The organism is Chryseobacterium sp. YIM B08800, assembly GCF_026163565.1.
Classification (GTDB): domain Bacteria; phylum Bacteroidota; class Bacteroidia; order Flavobacteriales; family Weeksellaceae; genus Chryseobacterium.
On record NZ_JAPDKN010000016.1, the window covers coordinates 55,483 to 76,493 of the forward strand.

At 34.5% G+C, this 21,011-nt stretch carries 25 protein-coding genes; 8 read left to right on the forward strand and 17 right to left on the reverse strand.

Going from position 1 to position 21,011, the window contains the following annotated elements; all coding sequences use genetic code 11:
• Positions 1 to 29: 29 nt before the first annotated feature.
• From OEW74_RS07640 to OEW74_RS07700, 13 genes are all read right to left on the reverse strand, one after another.
• Positions 30 to 881 (reverse strand): transketolase, encoded by an 852-nt coding sequence (locus tag OEW74_RS07640; RefSeq protein ID WP_265427909.1) that lies wholly within the window; start codon positions 879 to 881, stop codon positions 30 to 32.
• Between the two features lie 222 nt (positions 882 to 1,103).
• Positions 1,104 to 1,349 carry a bacteriocin-like protein gene (locus OEW74_RS07645; RefSeq protein ID WP_265427910.1) on the reverse strand — a complete coding sequence of 82 codons (246 nt, stop codon included), beginning with the start codon at positions 1,347 to 1,349 and terminating at the stop codon, positions 1,104 to 1,106.
• A 96-nt stretch (positions 1,350 to 1,445) separates the two neighbouring features.
• Positions 1,446 to 3,020, reverse strand: a complete 1,575-nt coding sequence (locus OEW74_RS07650; RefSeq protein ID WP_265427911.1) for a sodium:solute symporter — start codon at positions 3,018 to 3,020, stop codon at positions 1,446 to 1,448.
• 75 nt (positions 3,021 to 3,095) lie between these two features.
• Positions 3,096 to 3,446, reverse strand: coding sequence for a four helix bundle protein (locus OEW74_RS07655; RefSeq protein ID WP_102979825.1), 351 nt, complete (start codon positions 3,444 to 3,446; stop codon positions 3,096 to 3,098).
• Between the two features lie 67 nt (positions 3,447 to 3,513).
• Positions 3,514 to 3,795, reverse strand: a complete 282-nt coding sequence (locus OEW74_RS07660; RefSeq protein ID WP_265427912.1) for a GNAT family N-acetyltransferase — start codon at positions 3,793 to 3,795, stop codon at positions 3,514 to 3,516.
• 2 nt (positions 3,796 to 3,797) lie between these two features.
• Positions 3,798 to 4,196 (reverse strand): OsmC family protein, encoded by a 399-nt coding sequence (locus OEW74_RS07665; RefSeq protein WP_219242346.1) that lies wholly within the window; start codon positions 4,194 to 4,196, stop codon positions 3,798 to 3,800.
• A gap of 294 nt (positions 4,197 to 4,490) precedes the next feature.
• Positions 4,491 to 5,021 (reverse strand): NADPH-dependent FMN reductase, encoded by a 531-nt coding sequence (locus OEW74_RS07670; protein WP_265427913.1) that lies wholly within the window; start codon positions 5,019 to 5,021, stop codon positions 4,491 to 4,493.
• 39 nt (positions 5,022 to 5,060) lie between these two features.
• Complete coding sequence (blaCPS, locus tag OEW74_RS07675; protein ID WP_265427914.1) at positions 5,061 to 5,936, reverse strand: CPS family subclass B3 metallo-beta-lactamase; 876 nt, start codon at positions 5,934 to 5,936, stop codon at positions 5,061 to 5,063.
• Positions 5,937 to 5,969: 33 nt separating this feature from the next.
• Positions 5,970 to 6,869, reverse strand: a complete 900-nt coding sequence (locus OEW74_RS07680) for a pirin family protein (protein ID WP_265427915.1) — start codon at positions 6,867 to 6,869, stop codon at positions 5,970 to 5,972.
• A 76-nt stretch (positions 6,870 to 6,945) separates the two neighbouring features.
• Positions 6,946 to 7,263, reverse strand: a complete 318-nt coding sequence (locus tag OEW74_RS07685; protein WP_175621464.1) for a GNAT family N-acetyltransferase — start codon at positions 7,261 to 7,263, stop codon at positions 6,946 to 6,948.
• Between the two features lie 135 nt (positions 7,264 to 7,398).
• Complete coding sequence (locus tag OEW74_RS07690; RefSeq protein ID WP_265427916.1) at positions 7,399 to 8,274, reverse strand: pirin family protein; 876 nt, start codon at positions 8,272 to 8,274, stop codon at positions 7,399 to 7,401.
• Between the two features lie 125 nt (positions 8,275 to 8,399).
• Positions 8,400 to 9,803, reverse strand: coding sequence for a DHA2 family efflux MFS transporter permease subunit (locus tag OEW74_RS07695; RefSeq protein WP_265427917.1), 1,404 nt, complete (start codon positions 9,801 to 9,803; stop codon positions 8,400 to 8,402).
• A 76-nt stretch (positions 9,804 to 9,879) separates the two neighbouring features.
• Positions 9,880 to 10,314, reverse strand: coding sequence for a GNAT family N-acetyltransferase (locus OEW74_RS07700; protein WP_265427918.1), 435 nt, complete (start codon positions 10,312 to 10,314; stop codon positions 9,880 to 9,882).
• 107 nt (positions 10,315 to 10,421) lie between these two features.
• Here OEW74_RS07700 and OEW74_RS07705 point away from each other — a divergent pair, with 107 nt between their 5' ends.
• Complete coding sequence (locus OEW74_RS07705) at positions 10,422 to 11,477, forward strand: NAD(P)H-dependent flavin oxidoreductase (RefSeq protein ID WP_265427919.1); 1,056 nt, start codon at positions 10,422 to 10,424, stop codon at positions 11,475 to 11,477.
• A 39-nt stretch (positions 11,478 to 11,516) separates the two neighbouring features.
• Positions 11,517 to 11,786, forward strand: a complete 270-nt coding sequence (locus OEW74_RS07710) for a RebB family R body protein (RefSeq protein ID WP_265427920.1) — start codon at positions 11,517 to 11,519, stop codon at positions 11,784 to 11,786.
• An 80-nt stretch (positions 11,787 to 11,866) separates the two neighbouring features.
• Here the strand turns inward: OEW74_RS07710 and OEW74_RS07715 are convergent, their stop codons facing one another.
• Genes OEW74_RS07715 through OEW74_RS07730 form a run of 4 tightly spaced genes read right to left on the reverse strand, consistent with a single transcriptional unit; the run spans position 11,867 to position 15,116 of the window.
• Positions 11,867 to 13,204 carry a UDP-N-acetylmuramate--L-alanine ligase gene (locus OEW74_RS07715; RefSeq protein ID WP_265427921.1) on the reverse strand — a complete coding sequence of 446 codons (1,338 nt, stop codon included), beginning with the start codon at positions 13,202 to 13,204 and terminating at the stop codon, positions 11,867 to 11,869.
• 9 nt (positions 13,205 to 13,213) lie between these two features.
• Positions 13,214 to 13,648 (reverse strand): hypothetical protein, encoded by a 435-nt coding sequence (locus OEW74_RS07720; RefSeq protein WP_074229915.1) that lies wholly within the window; start codon positions 13,646 to 13,648, stop codon positions 13,214 to 13,216.
• A gap of 6 nt (positions 13,649 to 13,654) precedes the next feature.
• Entirely contained in the window at positions 13,655 to 14,461 is an 807-nt protein-coding gene (locus OEW74_RS07725; protein WP_265427922.1) for a lysophospholipid acyltransferase family protein, read from the reverse strand.
• A gap of 28 nt (positions 14,462 to 14,489) precedes the next feature.
• Positions 14,490 to 15,116, reverse strand: a complete 627-nt coding sequence (locus tag OEW74_RS07730) for an NUDIX hydrolase (RefSeq protein ID WP_265427923.1) — start codon at positions 15,114 to 15,116, stop codon at positions 14,490 to 14,492.
• A gap of 253 nt (positions 15,117 to 15,369) precedes the next feature.
• Between OEW74_RS07730 and OEW74_RS07735 the strand changes: the two genes are divergently transcribed.
• The 6 genes from OEW74_RS07735 to OEW74_RS07760 all read left to right on the forward strand — a co-directional run bounded on the left by OEW74_RS07735 (position 15,370) and on the right by OEW74_RS07760 (position 20,829).
• Complete coding sequence (locus OEW74_RS07735) at positions 15,370 to 16,188, forward strand: hypothetical protein (RefSeq protein ID WP_265427924.1); 819 nt, start codon at positions 15,370 to 15,372, stop codon at positions 16,186 to 16,188.
• A 170-nt stretch (positions 16,189 to 16,358) separates the two neighbouring features.
• Positions 16,359 to 16,763 (forward strand): hypothetical protein, encoded by a 405-nt coding sequence (locus OEW74_RS07740; RefSeq protein ID WP_265427925.1) that lies wholly within the window; start codon positions 16,359 to 16,361, stop codon positions 16,761 to 16,763.
• Between the two features lie 10 nt (positions 16,764 to 16,773).
• Positions 16,774 to 17,505, forward strand: a complete 732-nt coding sequence (gene csgH, locus OEW74_RS07745) for a curli-like amyloid fiber formation chaperone CsgH (protein WP_265427926.1) — start codon at positions 16,774 to 16,776, stop codon at positions 17,503 to 17,505.
• A gap of 11 nt (positions 17,506 to 17,516) precedes the next feature.
• The gene (locus OEW74_RS07750) at positions 17,517 to 17,927 is read left to right on the forward strand and encodes a curli production assembly/transport component CsgF (RefSeq protein ID WP_265427927.1); all 411 of its coding nucleotides are present in this window, start codon (positions 17,517 to 17,519) and stop codon (positions 17,925 to 17,927) included.
• Between the two features lie 42 nt (positions 17,928 to 17,969).
• Positions 17,970 to 19,313, forward strand: a complete 1,344-nt coding sequence (locus tag OEW74_RS07755; RefSeq protein WP_265427928.1) for a CsgG/HfaB family protein — start codon at positions 17,970 to 17,972, stop codon at positions 19,311 to 19,313.
• Between the two features lie 10 nt (positions 19,314 to 19,323).
• Complete coding sequence (locus OEW74_RS07760) at positions 19,324 to 20,829, forward strand: carboxypeptidase-like regulatory domain-containing protein (protein ID WP_265427929.1); 1,506 nt, start codon at positions 19,324 to 19,326, stop codon at positions 20,827 to 20,829.
• Positions 20,830 to 21,011: the final 182 nt, after the last annotated feature.

A 21,011-nucleotide genomic window follows, 5' to 3' on the forward strand; every position in this document is an offset into this window, starting at 1 on the left:
ACTTATTACCAATTACTTATTACTAATAATTAATAATCAGCTGGAGCTTCTAAGTACAATTGTTTGAAAGCAGTATCCAATTGCTCGTCATTTGGAGCTTTTCCGTGCCAAGCGTGAGTTCCCATCATGAAATCTACACCAGCTCCCATTTCTGTATGAAGGATAATTACCACTGGTTTTCCTTTTCCTGTTTCAGTTTTTGCCAATTCTAAAATTGCAATTACCGCTTCAAGATCGTTACCGTTTTTCTCTTCCAAAACTGTCCATCCGAAAGATTCTAGTTTTGCATGAAGATTTCCTAATGAAAGTACATTTTCTGTGCTTCCGTCAATTTGCTGTCCGTTGTAATCGATGGTAGAAATAATGTTGTCTACTTTGTTTGCTGCAGCATACATCAAAGCTTCCCAGATTTGACCTTCCTGCAATTCTCCGTCTCCGTGAAGAGAGTAAACTAAAGATTTATCACCGTCTAATTTTTTCCCCTGTGCAACACCTAAAGCTACAGAAAGACCTTGTCCTAAAGATCCAGAAGCAATTCTTACTCCTTCCAAACCTTCGTGAGTGGTTGGGTGACCTTGCAATCTTGAATCTAATTTTCTGAAAGTTTTCAATTCATCAACCGGAAAGAAGTCGAATCTAGCCAATGTAGAATAGAAAACCGGCGAAATATGTCCATTTGAAAGATAGAAGTGATCTTCATTTTTACCTTCCATTGTGAAAGGAAGATTGTAGTTCATTACTTTACCATACAATGCTGTGAAGTACTCAGTACAGCCTAAACTTCCACCTGGATGCCCTGAATTTACAGCGTGAACCATTCTTAAAATGTCTCTTCTGATTTGTGTTGTAAGAGATTTCAGCTCTTCAATACTTTTACTCATATATTAGGATTTATTTGCATGCAAATTTACAATTTTTTGTCGGCTTATGGAAATGCAAAAATCCGGACTTTAAATCCGGATTTTATGATGCTTAACTTTGAGGAAATTCAGAACCTCCAACATAGTTTGGAACATGTTTTATAACTTAAAATAGTTTGAAACAAGTTTTAAAGCAAAAGAAAAGAGTAGTTTTAGACTACTCTTTCTATGATTTCATTTATTTTAATAAACACATCCACATCCTGTTTCTCCAGGTTGACACAATCTAATAGGTTCGTGACAACCACCACCAGATGATCCTCCTCCATTGTTTACTCTGTAACAAATACCGTTACTACAATAATAGCTTCCTGCACCACTCGGAAAAGGTGGCGGACATGTCCCGTTTTCATCACAAACTGCATAAGACTGATCTCCTCCACTAATTAGTTGTAAATCTTTTCGAGTTAATTTTTTTAAATTTTTCATAATATTATAAATGTTTTTTAGTACAATTACAATATACGAAATTTTTATTTAAGCACTCTATGTGAAAAAACTAGTATAAGATTACTAAAATAATACTTACACAACCTTCAAATAATTCTTATTTTTCACCAACCATAATCCAATGAAAGTTAGCAATCCATTTAAAATAATTAATTCTACACCAATTTCGTATTTCGTATAAGTTTTAACAATTAAATTGATAATATAAGTTAAAACCGGTGCTAAAAGGGTAACAGTTAAGATAGAATATTTTTTAGAAATTTTAAATTTGGTGAAAATTCCGAAGGCAAAAAGTCCTAAAAGAGGTCCATAAGTGTAACCTGCGATTTCCATGATTAAATAAACGATCGACTTGTCATTCATTGCTTTGAAAACCATAATTAAAATAAAGAAAACAACAGTAAAAATCAAATGAACTTTCATTCTCAGGCGTTTTTTCTCTTTTTCAGTTTTGCTTTTATCTTCATTAAGATTTAAAAGGTCAACGCAATATGAACTTGTAACCGCCGTTAAGGCTCCATCCGCAGATGGGAATAAAGCGGAAATCAATCCGATAATAAAAATGACAGAAATTATCATCGGGAAATGCCCTTGAAGTGATAAAGATGGGAATAGATCATCGCCCATTACATTTTTGATATTTCCTGCAGCATCTTTGAACCCAAAAATATTAGAAACGACTTCTTTTCCATCCACCATATTCGTGATTTGAGAATATTCTGCCCCATTTTGTAAAGCAAAAAGATAAAGCAAACCTCCTAAAAATAGAAATGCAAGATTTACAAAAAGTAATGTTCCTGCGAAGGTCAGCATGTTTTTCTTTGAATTCTGAAGATTATCAACCGAAATATTTTTCTGCATCATTTCCTGATCCAATCCGGTCATTGCAATGGTAATAAAAATTCCGCCTAAAATAGTTTTGAGGAAAAATGTCTTGGAATTGGGATCAAAATTGATGAAATGAGTATAATTTTTCTGTTCTAAGATCGTGTAAGCTTCGCCAAAAGATAAATTTAAATTGGATAAAATATAAACAATACATGCAATTAAACTGATGATCATAAACGAAGTTTGCAATGTATCGGTAATGACAATCGTTTTTACTCCACCTTCAAAAGTGTATAAAAGCACCATTAATAGAAGCACCAAAGCGGTTACCCAAAACGGAACGCCTAAACCTTCCAATAAGAAAATCTGTAAAACATTGACTACCAAATACAATCTCGCCGTTGCACCAATCGCTCTTGAAACAATGAAAAATACAGAACCAATTTTATGCGCTTCTACATTGAATCTTTTTCCTAAATAGGTGTAGATTGACGTTAGATTCATCTTATAATAGAGTGGAAGTAATATTGCTGCCACAATAAAATATCCGATGAAAAAACCGATCACCATCATGTAATATTCAAAACCGCCGAAAATATATTCGCTTCCGGTCATTTTACCGACCGTTCCCGGAACGGAAATAAAGGTAACTCCACTTAAGCTGGTCCCGATCATCCCGAAAGCAACGAGCCACCATTTACTTTTTTTGTTTCCAATGAAAAAAGACTGGTTATCAGAATTTCGGCTCGTAAAATAAGAGATCACCAAAAGACCGATGAAATAAACAAAAACAAATAGCAAAAGTATAGTTCCGGAATTCATGTTTACAATTTAAATTTCAGCAAATATAGTTTTTTTTAAGAAGTGGGAAGATGGAAGCGGGGAGATGGAAGATTTCTAAAGTTGATTTCGGAAGCCAATCATCATATTGGTTAGGTTGTAACAGTCAGAATATAATTTTTGAAAATTTTCTTCTGAGATGTAATTTCGGTTTTTTGCCTTGTACAGACAGGTTACAACCTCGGCACAAGATCGAATTGAATATCCCATAAATTTTTTAAATTCAGGTTTCGATTGAAGAATGGAGCCTTCAGAAATATTGAGAGCAATTGAATCAACTGCTCTCCTTATTTGACTTGTAAGATTGAATTTTTCATCTGCTGGAAAATTTATTGTAGTTTGGAAAATAATTTCTCCTAATTCCATCGATTTTTGCCAAATTGTCAATTTTTCAAATTTAAAACTCATGATAAATTGATTTTTCTGTTTTCCTAAAATGTTAAACTTCCAGCTTCAATCTTCCTACTTCCATCTTCTACAAAACGTCACGCAAGTCTTCGTTTTTCTGGAAAGTCGCTTTTGCAAACGGACAAAGAGGAATGACCTTTTTGCCATTTTCTCTTGCAAATTCTACTGCTTTTATCAGCATTTCTTTTCCTACTCCCTTTCCGTTGTAGGCTTCTTCAACTTCGGTGTGATCGATGATGAATCGGTCTTCACCTGCCCAAGTATAGGTCATTAATCCCGCTCTTCTTCCATCGATCAATGCTTCAAAGCTTCCGTGTTTTTCGTCGTTGTTTTGTTTTACGTCTATCATGTTTAAGAAAATTTGGTTTGTATTTCTATTTCATTATTTAACATTTTGTGTACCGGACAAGCATCTGCAATGGTGTGAAGTCTTTTCAGTTGTTCTTCACTCAAATCATTTCCTTCAAAACTTATGTTTCTTTTAAAAACCGCGAGTTTTGTTAAAGGGAAGTTTTCCAGCTCGACTTCTACGTCAATTTTTTCAACGTCCCATTCTTTTCTGTCGATGTACATTCTCAAAGTGGCTGCAGTACAGCTTGCCAAAGAAGTTGCAAGAATTTCAAAAGGATTAAAACCTTTGTTTTGTCCGCCTTTGTCGATGGGTTCGTCAGTGATCAGACTGTTTTCGCCTGCGACAACTTCCGTGTAATATTTTGTTTTGCCTAAACTTGCTTTTACAGTTACAGCCATATTTTTGTTAGATGTTAGATGTTAGATGTTAGATGTTAGATGTTAGAGGTTAGATGTTAGATGTTAGATGGTAGATGTTAGATGTTAGATGTGAGATGTTAGATGTTAGATGTTCGATGTTAGATGTTAGATGTTAGATGTTAGATGTTAGATGTTAGAAAATCTTTGATTTTAAAAACTTATGTGTTCTTGTCGTTTTGAATATTCTAAGCTTAAAATCTAAAATGATAAAATCTTTTGTGCCTTTTGTGGTTAAAAAGTTCCACAGATTTCACAGATTCTCACAGTTTTTAATTAAGCAATCTGATTTTTAAAACTTTCTATTTTATTATTTAAATCGTTCAGCATTTCAGGATTGATAACTCCACTTTCCAAATCGAAATTTTCGTAAAATTTAGGTAATGAAAAAGTTTCTTTCACCTCTGCAGCAAACTGCGGGAAAAAAGTTTTTGCAGTATTCATTACATTTCCGCCACCATAACCTCCCGGAGAAGTACTCATCAAAAGCATCGGTTTATTTTGGAAAACTTTTACATTGATCCTCGAAGCCCAGTCGAATACATTTTTAAAAGCCGCCGAATAAGAACGGTTATGCTCTGCTAAAGAACAGATAATAACATCACATTCTTCTATTTGCTTTAAAAAGTTATGCGCTTCATCCGGAAAACCTTTCTTTTCAAGATCAACAGAAAATACAGGCATCGTGAAATCATTAAGGTCGATTAAATTAATCTCGTGTTCCTGAAAGTTTTTCAGAACAAATTTTACGAGCTCTCTGTTGATAGATGTGGAAGAAGTACTTCCTGCAAATGCTAATATTTTCATGTTTATTTGTTTTTAAATTTTAAAAAAGAAAATCCTGAATTAATTATTTTTCGCTGAATCTTCTTTTACTTTTTCCAGATAATCTTTTTCCAGATCTTTAAGCCTTTTAAAATAATTTTCTTTATCCATAAACAACTTTGGGTTGTAAGAATCTCCTTCTTTTCGCTTTTTATGAAGATCAAACTGACTTGCATGTGAAGCTACCCAAACATCGAAATTTATTTTTTTCATCGCTTCAAAAGTATATCCATAATCTTTCTGAATAGTAGGATATTTTTTTACATCCGAGAATTTGTGGTCAATGATAATCGAAGGTAAATTGGCAATTAGAACTTTGTAATTTTTATTTCCTTCTTTGGTCTCAAATAAGAAACTGCAAGATCCTTTTGTATGACCGGGATGATGAAGTAAGGTCAATACCATATTTCCCAGTTTGATTTTAGCATTGTTTTTTAAAAGAAAATCAGGCTGTACAGGTTCGAAAGTTACTCCGTATTTTCCCATTTCGTAGTCAGATTTTCCACCACTTTTCAATTCTTCGGCATCTTTTGCATCAACATAAAGCTTTGCACCGGTCTCTTTTTTTATCTGAGCCATAGCTCCCATGTGATCAAAATGAGCCTGCGTTAAGGTAAGAATTTTGATGTCTTTATACTTAAAACCTAGCTTTTCGATATTTTTTTTAATGGTAGAATAAGAATCCGCCAAACCTGTGTTGATCAAAATATTGCCTTTATCGGTCACAATGAGATAAGATGCAAGATCATAAGTTCCTACATAATACAGATTGCCTACAATTTTGAAAGGTTCGTAGTCTTTTGACCATTCTGCCGGATTATTTTTAGGCTCTGTTACGGTTTGCGCAGTTCCAAAAAAAGAGAGACATAGTAAAAATAAAAGTGTCAGGTTTTTCATCTGTAAAATTGAACTGTTTATAAAATATTGCTTCTATTTTCTGTTTAAAATGGCTTTAGGAAGCGGAACATACTCCTGTTCGTCTCCGGGAACCAAAGGAAAAGCATCATGGTTCTGGTCATTCCAGTTTACTTTTGCTTCGTCAATCATTTCTTTGTCTGAATTTACAAAATTCCAGAAAATGAAACGTTCTTCATCAAAAGGTTCACCTCCGAAAAGATAAACTGTTCCGTTTTCGCTCATTTCAAACTCACAAAGTTGCGTGTTTTTGGCAATCAGCAATTGCTTTGAACCGTAAGAATTATCTTCAATATTTACCGTTCCGTCTAAAACATACATCGCTGCTTCACCATAAAGATCTTTTCCAATGCTGATTTTCTGTGCGGTTTTAGTTTTAATTTCAATAAAAAATAATTTACTGTGAACAGGAACGGGAGATTTTTTATCGAAAGCTTCACCAGCAATCAATTTATACTGAATGTCGCCATCTTCCCAAACCGGAAGTTCATCGGCTTCAATATGATGAAAAGTAGGTTCGCTTTGTTCCAAATGTTTTGGAAGACCTACCCAAATTTGAAAACCGTGAAGTTTTTTATCTGTATTCCTTAAATATTCAGGAGTTCTTTCTGAGTGTACCACACCTTTTCCGGCAGTCATCCAGTTCACAGCGCCCGGTTTTATCTCAAGAGCGCTTCCAATGCTGTCTCTGTGAAAAATAGAACCTTCCAAAAGATAAGTTAAAGTAGAAAGACCAATGTGAGGATGTGGCGGAACATCAAGATTCTGATAATCTTTTAATTCTGCAGGTCCCATATGATCGATAAAAACGAAAGGACCAACCGCTCTTTTTTCACGGAAAGGCAATAATCTTCCCACTAAAAAATTTCCGATATCTGCGGATTTTTCTTCTAATATAAGTCCGATATTTGACATAAATATTGTGATTTTAGTTTTTGTGGATAGCTAATTTAATTAAAATTTATTCTATTTAAGGCTACTTTAATAAAAATTAAAGTTTATCGTAGCCTTCAAATTTTTCGTCTACAATGCGTTTCCAATCTGGATTTTTTTTGATGAACGCAAAAACGTAGGGACAAAATGGAAGCAACTTTTTGCCACTTTCTTCAATATAGATCAACGTTTTTTCAACCACTGCAGCAGCAGCTCCGGTTCCTGCTAATTCAGGCTCAGCTTCGGTATGTATCAATGCGATTCGCTGACTTGTTTCTTTATAATCGATAAATGCGAAATGACCGTTTACTTCGATCTCAAATCTTTTTTTGTCTTCGTTTTTTACTAATGGAATGTTTTCAAATTCTGGTTTCATGATGTTTATATTTTTTAAGTTGTGAGTTTATTTTAATTTTTATCCTTCTGACGAAGTAAAGCATAATGAATAATCTTCTTTAAAAGAAATCCTTCCTTCGTCAGAATGACAAATGTGACAATTAATAATTGTAAATTAATCTTCTAAATACCCGAATTTTCCGGTATTGAAATCTTCAAAAGCCTGCATGATCTCTTCCCTGCTGTTCATTACAAAAGGACCGTGAGGGAAAATGGGTTCATTTAAAGGTTCGCCACTTAGAATTAATACTACAGAATCTTCTGTTGCTTCGATGGTGAAATTTTCACCTTCATTTTTAAACAAAACCAAATGGTCAGTTTTTACTTTTTCTTCACCATTCACTAAGATGCTTCCTTCAACCACCAAAGCTGCGGTATTGAAATTTGCAGGAAAATTAAAGTCTGCTTTTCCTCCTGATCTTAATTTGGCATTCATCAAATTGACCGGGCTGAATGTAGATGCAGAACCTTTTATATTTTGATATTCTCCAGCGATAATTTCTACTAATCCGTTTTCACCTAGATCTGCTCTTTTTATTTCTGAGTTTTTAATGGCCTGATATTTTGGAGCACTCATTTTATCTTTTGCAGGAAGGTTTACCCAAAGCTGTACCATTTGGAAAATACCTCCAGTTTTTGACCATTCTTTTTCGTGATATTCTTTGTGTAAAATTCCACTTGCAGCAGTCATCCACTGTATATCTCCTTCACCAATAATTCCACCGCCTCCTGCACTGTCGTGATGCTCTACTTTTCCTTGGTAAGCAATCGTTACTGTTTCAAAACCTCTGTGTGGATGTACCCCAACTCCGCGAGGCGTTTCTGAACCGTTAAAATGAAATTTAGAATTATAATCAAGCATGATAAACGGATCCATTCTTTTCATATCTAAATGATAAGCACCCGGAATAAAATTGTGTACTCTGAAACCATCACCTACAAAATGAGCAGGTTTTGGTGGAACTATGATTTCTATTTTTTTTGTTGTCATAATAGATGTTTTAATTTTAAACAAAATTAGAACAGTCAGAAGAGAATTACATTGATGTGTGGTAAGTAAGTTGGAGGGTTTTAGAGTTGGAGAGTTTTGGGGTTGGAGAATCTGAGAGTTTGGTTTTATCCTTCGGATTTCATGTTTCTGCCGTCGAATGTGTGAAGTCTTCTAAAAACTAAGCTTGATAAAATGGTCAAAATTCCTACGGTAAGGAAAGTGTAGCGAAATGCGTTGTGGGTTTCGTGTTTAATTAATTCGGGGCTGTTTTCGTAAATTTTTAAAACAATTAAACCAAAAGCAATTCCGAATCCGATGGCTAATTGTTGATTTACAGAAATCAAAGAATTTCCACTGCTTGTTTGAAAGTTTCGTAAGTCTGCGATAGAAATGGTATTCATCGATGTAAATTGGATTGAATTGAAAAATCCTAAAATAGCGATCACGGGAACAAACCAGAAAATAGAAGTATGAATATCAGGAATGGCAAGACAGCAAATTAATACTCCGATAATAAATGTATTCACCATCAAAGTTCTTCGGTAGCCAAATTTATTTAAAATTTTAATAACGGAAGATTTTCCAAACATCGCTGTTAAAGCCATTGGCGCAATGATCCAGCCTGAAGTTACGGCTGATTGACCATACGCAATCTGAATCATCAAAGGAAGCAATAACGGAACCGAGCTGATCCCTAATCTCGTTGCTAGATTTCCTACGATCCCAACACGGAATGTACGAACCTGAAATAAACTTAAAGGAAAAATAGGATTGTTGCCTCTTTTCGCGTGTCTGTAATAATAGTAAAGGAACAAAAATCCTAAAATAAAAACGAGTAAAACCGGTGTAATATTCTGCATATCTCCGAAAAGCTCCAATGAAACAGAAAGCAGGAGAGAAGCTGCTGCAAAGATCATAAAACCTTTCAGGTCAAAATCGGTTTCCCGAGAATTGTAATTGGGCATATATTTTAAACCTAAAACAATTCCTAAAATCCCAATCGGAATATTAATGAGGAAAATCCAGTGCCACGAAAGATAATCTACCATGTAACCTCCGACAAGCGGACCGAGAACAGGACCAATTAAAGCCGGAACGATTGCAAAATTCATAGCTTTAAGCAATTCGTTTCGATTGAAAGTTTTTATTAAAGCCAGTTTTCCAACAGGAGTCATCAAACTTCCGCCAACTCCCTGAATTACTCGTGAAATAACTAAATGTGTAAGGTTTTGGGAAAGCGCGCAAAACAAAGAACCTAAACTAAAAAGGACTAATGAAAATATAAAAACCCTCCTCGTTCCGAAACGGTCTGCCAAAAATCCGCTTGCAGGCATGAAAACTGCCAATGTTAAAACATAGCTGATAATTGCATTCTGCATATTCAGCGGAGACTCATTTAGATCTCTTGCAATCGAAGGAAGGGAAGTATTCAGAATTGTAGAATCGAGCATCTGCATAAAAATGGCAGTTGCTAAAATCAACGGGAGAACTTTTTTTACAGTTTGGCGCGGAGAAGTTTGTGTGGGCATTTATCGAAAAATTGATATGATTTGCCATACCAATTTACGAAAAATTACAGGACGAAAGTTTTTAAGCTTAACATAATTAAAGACTCATGTGAATCAGCGGATAATCTTTACCCGAACCATCTTTTTCTGACCTTCCTGTTTTTCTAAATCCCATTTTTTCATAAAATCCTATTGCCTCCGGATTTTGTTCGTTCACATCTACTTTTGTGCAACCTGTTTTATCATGCAAAAATTGATAAAGTTTTTTCCCTAAACCTTTTCCACGAGCGTCATTATGTATAAAAAGCATTTCTAAAGTATCTTCTGAAACTGCACCAAATCCTTTTGGATCATTATTTTCGAAAATAATATAAACTTCAAGATGAGGGAAATGCTGCTCAGGAATTGCTTTTTTGAAATATTCAAAATCACTTTCCGATAAAAAATCATGGGTGGCTTTTACGGCAGATTCCCAAATTTGAACCAGTTTCGGATAGTCGTCTGCAACCGCTATCCTAATTGTATAAGACATTTCTTATTTTTCGGTTAAATTTAAAAAATTAATCAAGAAAACGAAAATCATGTTTTAAGAATGATAAGGGAAAAAATAATTGACTAATTTTAAGTAAAAGAAATTTTATGCTTTTCCCTGAAACCATCAGCAAAATTTTAAAAATAAAATATCCCATCATACAAGCGCCGATGTTTGGAGTTAGCACTCCGGAAATGACTGCAGCTACAGCAAAAGCGGGTTGTTTAGGTTCGTTGGCATTGGCTGACCTTTCTGCCGAAAAATCTGTTGAACTGATTCGTAAAACTAAAAAACTGACCAATCAACCTTTTGCGGCTAATATTTTTGTTCATCAGATTCCTGAAATTACGGATGAATTAAAACAACAGTATTCTAAGACGAAAAAATACCTTGAAAATTTAGCTCAGGAAAATAATATGGAGATTGATCTTCCAGAATTAGAAAGCCTAGAAATCAACTCTTATCACGAACAAATTGATGCTATTATAAATGAAAACTGTAAAATTCTGAGTTTTACTTTTGGAAACCTTGATAATAAAAGTATTCAGAAATTAAAAGAAAACGGAACGGTTTTAATGGGAACCTGTACTTCCGTAGAAGAAGCTTTGGAATTAGAAAGATCAGGTGTCGACATTATTTGCGTTCAGGGAATCGAAGCCGGGGGTCACAGAGGGAGTTTTGTTTCGGAAAATATTCCTCAAATTGGTGGACTTTCTTTGCTTTCTCAGGTTTATGATTCCGTAAAAGTTCCTCTAATTTATGCAGGCGGAATTTATAACGCAAAAACGTTGGCTGCTGCAAAAGAATTGGGCGCTGAAGGTTTTCAGATAGGAAGTCTTTTGCTGGCTTCTCAGGAAAGTACTTTACAGGATTTTGAAAAAGAAAGGTTAAAGAATGTGAATGAAAAAGATATTGTGTTAACGAAAAGTTTTTCGGGGCGTTATGCAAGAGGAATTAAAAATAAATTTATTGAAGCCATTGAAAGTTCAGAATATATTTTGCCATATCCGTATCAAAATAAGCTGACCGGAGAAATGAGAAGAATCGCTAAAACGGCGAAGAATGGTGAGTTTGTCAATCTTTGGGTAGGACAATCAATTGTAGATTACAGCGAGCTCTCAACTCAGAATATTTTAGAAAAACTAATTAGCGATTGTATTTGAAATTTGTTTTAACTTTACATTAATCTAAAAACTAAAACTATGAATCCGAATGAAAATCAACAAATTACAGATGCTGTCACACAGTCTAATGTGAAAGTTGTTGCCGAAGCTCCGGCAATGGCTTTAGGAAATGTTTATCAGTCTGCAGCACATTCTACAGGACTTATGTTTGAAAACGCCGTGGCAGCTCAGCAGCAGCAAAATACTTTGGCACAAGCAGCTGCCAATCAAGGAGTGATGCAGATTTATTCTCTGGATACAGTTTCTGATGCAATTTCGATTGCAAAAATGCTGAATCCCGATAAATAACGGGAAAATATCATAACTAATAATAAACCCTTTCAAAGTTTTGAAAGGGTTCTATGTTTGAAATCATTTTTTATAATGAATTATTTCGTTAAATCTAAACCTCCGAAATTTCCTGAACTCATCATCATGTAGACTCCCTGAGTTTTATCCAGCAAATCCCAATAAGCATGAAGCTCTTCAGCGTTGGTAAAGACTTTCAGGTTTTCATTTTTAAATTTCTCTTTAATTAAATCCGGAGAAATTGGCTCCATTCTTTTTATTTTTAAAGCATCTTCAGAATAGAAAACTATGGCTTCGTCTAATCCGTCCATTGCGTGATCGTATTGTTCAAGAAAAATAGGATTTAAACTTGAATACGTATGAAGTTCAAGAAAACCGTATTTTTTTTCATTTTTAAACTGTTCACAAAATGCTTTTACAGCTGCTTTTACTTTGCTTGGAGCGTGCGCAAAATCTTTATAAAGAATTCCTCTATCTTCTCTTTCTACTTTTTCCAGACGTTTTGAAGCGCCTTTAAAACTCATAATGGCATCATAGAAATCTTCATCCATAATTCCCAAAGTATGGCAAATATGTCTTGCTCCTTCAAGATTTAATAAATTGTGCGCCCCAAAAACAGAAAGCGGAATATCACCCATCTCGGTCTTAAGAAGTACTTTTCCGTTGCTGATCTCGTATTCAGGAGTTTTATATGGGATTTTTCTGAAATAATTTTCAGCATTTTCTACCACTTTTACCACTTCTGCATCTTCTTCATTGTATACCAAAACTCCACCCGGAGTAATGCTTGCTACAAATCTTCTGAACTGCTCGATGTAATCGTCAAATGTTTTGAAAACATTGATATGATCCCATGCAATACCGCTCATTAAAGCGATATTTGGCTGATATAAAAGAAATTTTGAACGCAGATCGATAGGAGAGGAAAGGTATTCGTCACCTTCCAACACCATAAAATCATTGTCTTCGGTCAATTTTACCATACAGTCGAAGCCTTCCAATTGAGCTCCGACCATATAATCTACATCTTTCTGATGGAAATTCAGAACGTGAAGGATCATTGATGTAATTGTGGTTTTTCCGTGGGAACCTGCAATGACAACTCTGGTTTTAGTTTTCGATTGTTCGTAAAGAAACTCAGGATAAGAATATATTTTTAAACCTAATTCTTTTGCTTTTGCCAACTCAGGATTGTCTTGATGAGCGTGCATTCCGAGGATCACCGCCTCAATATCAGACGTGATTTTTTCAGGAAACCAGCCCATTTCTTCGGGAAGAATTCCTTTTTTTTCTAATCTCGATTTGGAAGGTTCAAAAATAGCATCATCTGAACCTGTCACATGATATCCTTTATCTTTAAGTGCAATTGCAAGGTTGTGCATTGCGCTTCCGCCAATAGCAATAAAATGAGTTTTCAACTTATTTTCCTAATTTTTTACGTTGTTGTTTATGAGTTTCTGAAATTCAGCGGTAATGTTTTCCCAATTGGTTTTGTAATTGGGCATAATCATGCTTCCGTCGTTTTTGCTTCCTTCATTTACACCTTTCTTGATGTTGATTGAAGTTGTCACATTATCATAAACTTTTTTATGATCTTCCTGAATTCTTCTGAAATTATTTTTTGAAAGTGTTTCTTCCAGATTTTTCAGATCTTCATTAGATACTTTAAAGCTTTTCTTTATTTTTTTACCCTGTCCTTCAAAAGAATAATGTACATCATTTCCTTTAATTAAAAGGTTCTCGTAAGTAGGAGCATAACCTCCGCTTTTAGAATAACTGATATCAAAATCCTGATAAACTTTCTGACTGTTACAAGAAAGTATGGTGATCATTATTAAAAATACACCTAAAATCTTCTTCATTGTTTTTTAGTTTTGAGAATTAGACTGTTCAGATTTTTTAGCCTTAATTTCTTCATCATAGGTGTGTAGGATATTAAAATCTTCGGTCTGCTCAATGGCAGTCATTATTTTAAGAAGAATCTGCTGTGCATTTTCTTTGTCGTAATCAATGTCCAAAGGTTTTTTAAACTCCATGGTTGGTTTTACTCCGGTTACTTTTACACGAAGTCCTTTTTTATCAAACGCTCTTCTGAACCCATTTATTTTAATAGGAATCACAATTGGGCGCTGGTTTTTTATCAATTTTGCCGTTCCTTTTCTTCCTTGTGCAAAAGCGGCGGTTGTTCCTTGTGGGAAAGTTGCTACCCAACCGTTGTCGAGAGCTTTCATAATATTGTCGATCTCTCCAAGATCTACCATTCGGTTGACGTTTTTACCTTCAGACCTCCATGTTCTTTTTACGGTAACTGCACCTGCAATTTTAAAAATTTTAGGAAGAATTCCTTTATTCATGGTTTCTTCGGCAGCTACGTAATAAAAATCGATTTTGGGATTAAGAAGATAAATAGGATTTTTAATAGTATTTAAATATCCGTTATTTACCGCACAAAATGCATGATACATTGCGGCAACATCTGCAAAATACGTTTGGTGATTTGATACGAAAAGCACATTAGAATCCGGAAGATCTACCAAATTTTCGGTTCCGGTGATTTTAAGCTTGTTGAAACCATTGAATCTTCTGTAAGAAACAATTCCCAGAATAAAAATGATTAATCTTTTTAAAAAATAAGGTGTTCCGAATGAATCGGTAAAAATGTTCTTCTTCGCCATTTTTCAATTAAACATAATAGTTGCAAAGTTACATTTTTTTAATCAACTGGCTGAATTCGCTTAAGATCATCGCTGTGGCGCCCCAAATAATATATCCATTAAAATTGATTACCGGAACTTCATGACCTCCGGCTCCGGGAAGTGCCATGATTTCAGGGCTGTCTGGTAAATTTAAAAATGAGGTGATAGGAAATTCTATCACTTCTACAGCTTCACTTTGCTGCAAAATAAATTCAGGATTTTTTTTGGTGTAAGAAATAAAAGGATACACATAAAAATTACTTGGCGGAATGTAAATAGGAGAGAGCTCCCGTATAATTCTCACATAATGTTTTTCGATACCAATTTCTTCAGACGTTTCACGGATTGCGGTTTGGGCAAAATCTTTATCAAGCTCCTCACGTTTTCCGCCGGGAAGGGAGATTTGTCCGCTGTGTCGGTCTCTTTCGTTTGTACTTCTTACAATCAGAGGGAAATGCCACTCGTTGTCTTTTAGATATAAAACAATATTTACAGCCGCAAATTTCGGATTTTTTTCTAAAACCTGATCATAGGTAAATATAGGGCGTGAAGGCGGAGAGAAAATTCCGTGTGCATTGGCGCCTGCCAACTCAGCATTTTTTATTTTTCGTAGTAAATCTTTTCCAAAACTCATAGTTCAAATTTACTAATATATCTTGTAGAAAGGAAGTGTGAAAATGTTAATTAAAATTAATTTTAAGTTTAAAAACTCGGAAATGATAATTTTGATTATGTTGTGTAACTAATAGCCGTTATAAAGAAAAACTGAAAACAGTTACAATACAAACTGCATTCGGTGATTTTTAAAATTTACACTTTTGCAGTGTTTTTTCCGGTGTTTAGTGCTTCTATCTTTGTCTCATTATTAACCAACAAATTTTACTGAAATGAGAAATTTAATTACTGGTGTTTTAACACTAACAGCTATGGGGTTCACATTCGCTCAAATGAACATGGATGTTAGCACTCAAAATGGAAATTTAAATGCAGCAACTGTTACACAAACAGGAATGCTAAATTCAAACTCATTATTACAGGATGGAAATCGTAACGTTGCAACGATTGATCAAACCGGAATACAAAACTCTAATACAGTTGTGAGCGACGGTAACAGAAATAACGTTGATGTTGATCAAACCGGTTGGCTTAACGTTAATAATACCAATCAGGTAGGAAACAGAAACGATGCTTCAACTTTACAATGGGGAGGCTGGAATAGTGTAGATCAAGATCAATTAGGTAACAGAAACGATGCTTCTGCAACTCAGTACGGAGCAAGTAATTCAATCGTACAGTACCAAGATGGAAATGACAACTCAGCAACCGCTCTTCAAGTAGGTAATTCTAATGCAGCCGGACAATACCAAATGGGATCTGGAAATAGTGCTGTAGCTGCTCAAGCTGGAAACTCAAACCTAATTGTACAATGGCAGGATGGTGACGATAACGTTGCCGTTCATGGTCAATTGGGTAATAACAACCAAGCTTTTGTAGGGCAATTCGGAGATGATAACCAAGCTTATGCTGCTCAAATTGGTAATGGTAATTATTTAGAGCAAGGCCAAACAGGTAATTCTAATACCGCTTTAGATATTCAGTTAGGTAATTCAAACCAAGCTTATATTTATCAAAATGGAACTTCTCATCTTCATGTAGGAACTCAAATAGGAAACAGTAATACGTTATCGGTGACCCAATCTAATTAATTCTTAGGTTATTTTTTATTCAACAAAGAGAGGCTTCGGCTTCTCTTTTTTTGTTTAAAGATAATTCGTAGAAACGTTGATGTGATGTAACGGAAAGTAGTGATTTTAATTTTGTAATGGTAAGGAGTGTTTCGTAAGGCTGTGTAATAGGGTACCTTTAAATAAAAAAAATGAAAGCCTTAACCAAATTAATATCATGTATTATCTTCTTCACATTTCTTTGGGGGAAGTCGCAACAAATTGATTGGAATAAAATCAATAGCAATACAATTATAGATGTGATTTCTCTTCAAAGTATTCCGCAAAATAATTCATCATCTGTTGTTGCACAGGTTGGAAACGGGAATAACGCAGATCTTACTATCAGTTCTAAAACCAACATTATTATTCAGCAGCTTGGTGATCAAAATAGTATTTATTTTAATAATGGTTTTACCGAAAAAGAAACCAAAGCCGCTGTCACTGTACAAGGTTATAATAATATTGTTGATGTTACAGGCAGTAACAGCGTTTCAGACGGAATGCAGATTAATGTAAAAGCAGATAATAAAACCGTATTTGTAAGAAATTATTAGATGAAATGCGATGAAAAGTTTTTATTCATTATTAGTTTTTTTGTTTCTTATGCTCTTGCCCTCATCAACTTTTGGGCAAGAGGATAAGAGAATTATTGCAAAAATTGAAAATGAAACGCTTGAAAAACAGCTTAAAATAAAAGCGATTGTTACTAATAATACTCCAACTTACGTAGAGCTCAATTACCTTTTGATAAGCATTAAAAAAGGAGAAAATGGAAACCTTTCCAACAACAAACAAAGTGGGAAATTCTCTATTAATCCGGGAGAAACAAAATCGTTATCTGAAATCAATGTAGGTTTAGAAAATAAAGATGCACTGAAAGCGTTTCTCTACATCCGAGACGAGCAAACCCAGAAACTCATATCTAAAGACAGTTTAGAAATTAATCAGAATTTTTTTAATAAAAAAATCAGTCAGGTCGAAAAAGAAGACGCTTTTGAACTGAAAGGTCTTACAATTGACGACACCAAAACAAAAGTGGGAAGAGATTTCTATGATATGTTTTACATTCAGTACAGTCAGATTCCCGATAAAAGCACTTCAAGTATAAAAATTTCTGAACTTCCGGCAAGAGGCACAAGCGGACAAATAAACATCGAAATTGATGATAAGGTTATTTACAACTTTATTACAAACCCAAGTGAAGACTATCTGATGGAGCAGCTTGCCTATACTTTAAGATACATCAAAGAATATAATATCAGGAAAAATCTCATAAAAAATGAATTTATATACTAAAATGAATAGTCATGAAAAATTTAACCGTTGTAATGATACTTTTTGCCGGGACATTTCTCGCAAAATCTCAGCAACTGGTATATAAACCTATCAATCCCGCATTTGGTGGCGATACCTTTAATTATCAGTGGCTTTTGAGCTCTGCCAATGCTCAGAATCAGTTTGATGAAAAGTCTAATATAGATAATTTATTAAGTGGTTTAAACTCTCTAGACAGTTTTACACAAAGTCTGAACAGGCAAATCTTGAGTCAGCTTTCTAGCAAATTATTTCAGGAACAGTTTGGTGATGGAGCGCTAAAACCAGGAAATTACATATTTGGTTCACTGTATTTGCAAGTGACTACTACAGCTCAAGGACTATTAATAAATATTTTGGATACCGGTTCGGGAGATCAGTCAGAGATTGTCATTCCAAAATAAAAAAAACTAAAAACGATCATGAAAAGTTATATTAATGTCAAAATGTTATTCTGTATAATGGTTTTGTCTATTGTATTGGGATGCGGTTCTATGATTGGATTGCCTTCTTCAAAAGAAAAATCGATGATTGGCGAAATCACACCTTATACTACAGAACTCAAAAACTTACCAGCTCCTAAAGAAAAAATTGTTATCGGAGTATATAAATTTCGGGATCAAACCGGGCAGTACAAACCTGCAGAAAACGGAAACAACTGGAGTACGGCAGTTCCACAAGGTACCACCACAATTCTAATTAAAGCTTTGGAAGACAGCCATTGGTTTATTCCTATCGAAAGAGAAAATATTGCAAATCTTTTAAACGAAAGACAAATCATCCGTTCCACAAGACAGGAGTATCTGAAAGACGCAGATAAAAATAACAGTCAGGGATTGCCGCCATTATTGTACGCCGGAATTCTTTTGGAAGGTGGTGTCATTTCTTACGACAGCAATATCTTGACCGGTGGAGTAGGCGCAAGATATTTTGGGATCGGTGCTTCTTCACAATACCGACAAGACAGGATTACTATTTATCTGAGAGCGGTCTCTACTTTAAACGGAGAAATTTTAAAAACAGTTTATGTTTCCAAAACAATTCTTTCTACAAGTGTAAACGGAAGCTTCTTCAGATATGTTGATGCTGAAAGACTTTTGGAAGCTGAGGTTGGAATGACTCAAAATGAGCCCGTTCAATTGGCGGTAACAGATGCTATAGAAAAAGCGGTGAAATCTTTAATTGTAGAAGGTGTTCGTGATAAGATTTGGGGAAAAGCAGTTGATTCAAACGGTAAATACCAAAAACTTATTGATGAGTACAATGCCGAGCAAGCCAATAGCAATAAAAGATTAATAGGAAATAAATATCCTAACGACAGCAGACAGAATTTTTCAATTTTTGGAAATGTTGAAACGCAGCAGGTAAAAGATGATTATGTAAATCCTGCAACCAATATTGGTGGGAAAGTTGGAATCAAATATTTCCTCAACAAAAATTTCAATTTAGAAGGAAATGCCAATTATTTCAAGATTCAAAATGATAACATAATGTCTCGCTCATTTTTCGTTACAGAAATTAATCTTGAATACATAATCATTCCACAATACAAACTTTCGCCATACGTCTATGGTGGAGTTGCAACAATGTTTTCGCAGGATAAATCAAGATATAAAGCACAAGTTGGTGGCGGATTGGAATATTTAGTAAAACAAAATATTGGTTTAAGGCTTTCCTCACAGTATGATATGGGATTCAGTGATGATTGGGAAAATCTCACAACAGGAAAAAGAAATGATCAGGCAATACGATTTGGTCTTGGAATCAATTTTTATATTGGAAAAAATTAAAAACTAGGTTATGAAAACTTTTATAAAAATATTCACCATTCTCATTCTGATTTTTTCTTTAGGATCATGCAGTGAAGAATTGGTAGAACAGGCACAAACAGGTACTCTTAAAGGGAAAGTTGTAAAACGTGGCACCAACGAACCGATACAAAATGCAAAAATTTTTACAACTCCAAGTACACAAACTGTGTTTAGCGACAAAGATGGTTTGTTTGAAATAAAAGATTTACCAATCGGAAATTACTCGGTGAAATGTGAGCTTTCGGGTTATGTAACCAATTTTCAGGCGGTCAATATTCAAAATCAAGGGCAATTGGTTACGATTGTTTTTGAGATGAATGATGATGACTCGTTAAATTCTCCTCCGACTGCTCCTATGTTGTTGAGTCCAATTGATAATGCAGTCAATCAACCTTTGACCGTAGAACTCAAATGGAATTCTACAGATCCGGATACAGCGGATGTTTTGAAATATAGATTGATTGTAAAAAATAATCTCAATACAAATATTGTTGAGGTTAATGATCTAAAGGAAAAGCATTATACGTTAGATAATTTACAGTTTGGAGTCAGTTATTTTTGGCAGGTTGGTGTTTCAGACCAAATTCATCCGGAAGTTTTAAGCGCTGTATTCAAATTTACGACGAATACCGTTCCAGCAAATCGCTATCATTATGTGCGTAAGCAAAGTGGGAATTTTGTAATCATGTCGAGCGATAATCTGGGAAATAATTTTCAATACACAGCTTCTATGTACAACAGTTGGCGTCCTAGAAAAAATAATAATGCGGGATTAATCGCATTTTTAAGAACTGAAAGCGGCGGAACTCATATTTACACTGCAAATCCTGATGGTTCAAATCCATTTAAAGTGACGCAGATTCCGGTTTCCGGTTTTAATAATTATGAAATGGATTTTGCATGGAGTACGAATGGAAGTATGTTCATTTATTCCAGTTTTGATAAACTGTATAAAATTAATAAAGACGGAAGCGGACAGGAACTTTTGTACACAACACCCGATGGAAGCTTGATTACAGAATGTGATTGGAGCTATGATAACAGTAAAATTGCTTTGAAAACGAATAATTTTAACGGCTACAATGTGAAAATTTATATCATCGATATGCTCGGAAATGTTTTGAAGAATATTGTAAATGGAGGTTTAGGAGCTGCAGGAGGATTAAACTTTTCTGTTGACGGGCAAAAATTGCTATACACAAGAGACGTTTCAGGATATCAGGATTCTAATTACCGACAGCTCGATTCCCGAATTTTTATTTATAATTTAGTAACCGACGCTATTCTCGATGTTTCTACGGAAAGTGATAAACCCGTTGGAACCAACGATCTTGACCCAAGATTTTCTCCAAACGATGCACAGATTATTCTGATGAATACTTCGAATGATAATATTTCACAGAAAAATATCGTCGTTATAGATTTAAATAACACCAATACAGATTTTACCAGAACTACACTTTTTACCAATGCAGAAATGCCGGATTATGAATAATATTTATCCTTAAAAATTTCTCGCAGATTGTTTTAAAATTTGTGCGATTTGAACAATCTGTGAGAATTTAAAAGTAAGCTAATTTAAACATTCATATTTTTTTGTAAACTTTTGCCCCATTTTTTCTAGGATTTACGGCAAAAAAGAATCTAAACCTTTCGAGTTTAGATTTTTTTTGGTTT

Excerpts from the sequence above, each read along its gene's own strand:
- OEW74_RS07640 (WP_265427909.1), bottom strand. The coding sequence starts at position 881 with ATGAGTAAAAGTATTGAAGAGCTGAAATCTCTTACAACACAAATCAGA.
- OEW74_RS07645 (WP_265427910.1), bottom strand. The coding sequence starts at position 1,349 with ATGAAAAATTTAAAAAAATTAACTCGAAAAGATTTACAACTAATTAGT.
- OEW74_RS07650 (WP_265427911.1), bottom strand. The coding sequence starts at position 3,020 with ATGAATTCCGGAACTATACTTTTGCTATTTGTTTTTGTTTATTTCATC.
- OEW74_RS07655 (WP_102979825.1), bottom strand. The coding sequence starts at position 3,446 with ATGAGTTTTAAATTTGAAAAATTGACAATTTGGCAAAAATCGATGGAA.
- OEW74_RS07660 (WP_265427912.1), bottom strand. The coding sequence starts at position 3,795 with ATGATAGACGTAAAACAAAACAACGACGAAAAACACGGAAGCTTTGAA.
- OEW74_RS07665 (WP_219242346.1), bottom strand. The coding sequence starts at position 4,196 with ATGGCTGTAACTGTAAAAGCAAGTTTAGGCAAAACAAAATATTACACG.
- OEW74_RS07670 (WP_265427913.1), bottom strand. The coding sequence starts at position 5,021 with ATGAAAATATTAGCATTTGCAGGAAGTACTTCTTCCACATCTATCAAC.
- blaCPS (WP_265427914.1), bottom strand. The coding sequence starts at position 5,936 with ATGAAAAACCTGACACTTTTATTTTTACTATGTCTCTCTTTTTTTGGA.
- OEW74_RS07680 (WP_265427915.1), bottom strand. The coding sequence starts at position 6,869 with ATGTCAAATATCGGACTTATATTAGAAGAAAAATCCGCAGATATCGGA.
- OEW74_RS07685 (WP_175621464.1), bottom strand. The coding sequence starts at position 7,263 with ATGAAACCAGAATTTGAAAACATTCCATTAGTAAAAAACGAAGACAAA.
- OEW74_RS07690 (WP_265427916.1), bottom strand. The coding sequence starts at position 8,274 with ATGACAACAAAAAAAATAGAAATCATAGTTCCACCAAAACCTGCTCAT.
- OEW74_RS07695 (WP_265427917.1), bottom strand. The coding sequence starts at position 9,803 with ATGCCCACACAAACTTCTCCGCGCCAAACTGTAAAAAAAGTTCTCCCG.
- OEW74_RS07700 (WP_265427918.1), bottom strand. The coding sequence starts at position 10,314 with ATGTCTTATACAATTAGGATAGCGGTTGCAGACGACTATCCGAAACTG.
- OEW74_RS07705 (WP_265427919.1), top strand. The coding sequence starts at position 10,422 with ATGCTTTTCCCTGAAACCATCAGCAAAATTTTAAAAATAAAATATCCC.
- OEW74_RS07710 (WP_265427920.1), top strand. The coding sequence starts at position 11,517 with ATGAATCCGAATGAAAATCAACAAATTACAGATGCTGTCACACAGTCT.
- OEW74_RS07720 (WP_074229915.1), bottom strand. The coding sequence starts at position 13,648 with ATGAAGAAGATTTTAGGTGTATTTTTAATAATGATCACCATACTTTCT.
- OEW74_RS07725 (WP_265427922.1), bottom strand. The coding sequence starts at position 14,461 with ATGGCGAAGAAGAACATTTTTACCGATTCATTCGGAACACCTTATTTT.
- OEW74_RS07730 (WP_265427923.1), bottom strand. The coding sequence starts at position 15,116 with ATGAGTTTTGGAAAAGATTTACTACGAAAAATAAAAAATGCTGAGTTG.
- OEW74_RS07735 (WP_265427924.1), top strand. The coding sequence starts at position 15,370 with ATGAGAAATTTAATTACTGGTGTTTTAACACTAACAGCTATGGGGTTC.
- OEW74_RS07740 (WP_265427925.1), top strand. The coding sequence starts at position 16,359 with ATGAAAGCCTTAACCAAATTAATATCATGTATTATCTTCTTCACATTT.
- csgH (WP_265427926.1), top strand. The coding sequence starts at position 16,774 with ATGAAAAGTTTTTATTCATTATTAGTTTTTTTGTTTCTTATGCTCTTG.
- OEW74_RS07750 (WP_265427927.1), top strand. The coding sequence starts at position 17,517 with ATGAAAAATTTAACCGTTGTAATGATACTTTTTGCCGGGACATTTCTC.
- OEW74_RS07755 (WP_265427928.1), top strand. The coding sequence starts at position 17,970 with ATGTTATTCTGTATAATGGTTTTGTCTATTGTATTGGGATGCGGTTCT.
- OEW74_RS07760 (WP_265427929.1), top strand. The coding sequence starts at position 19,324 with ATGAAAACTTTTATAAAAATATTCACCATTCTCATTCTGATTTTTTCT.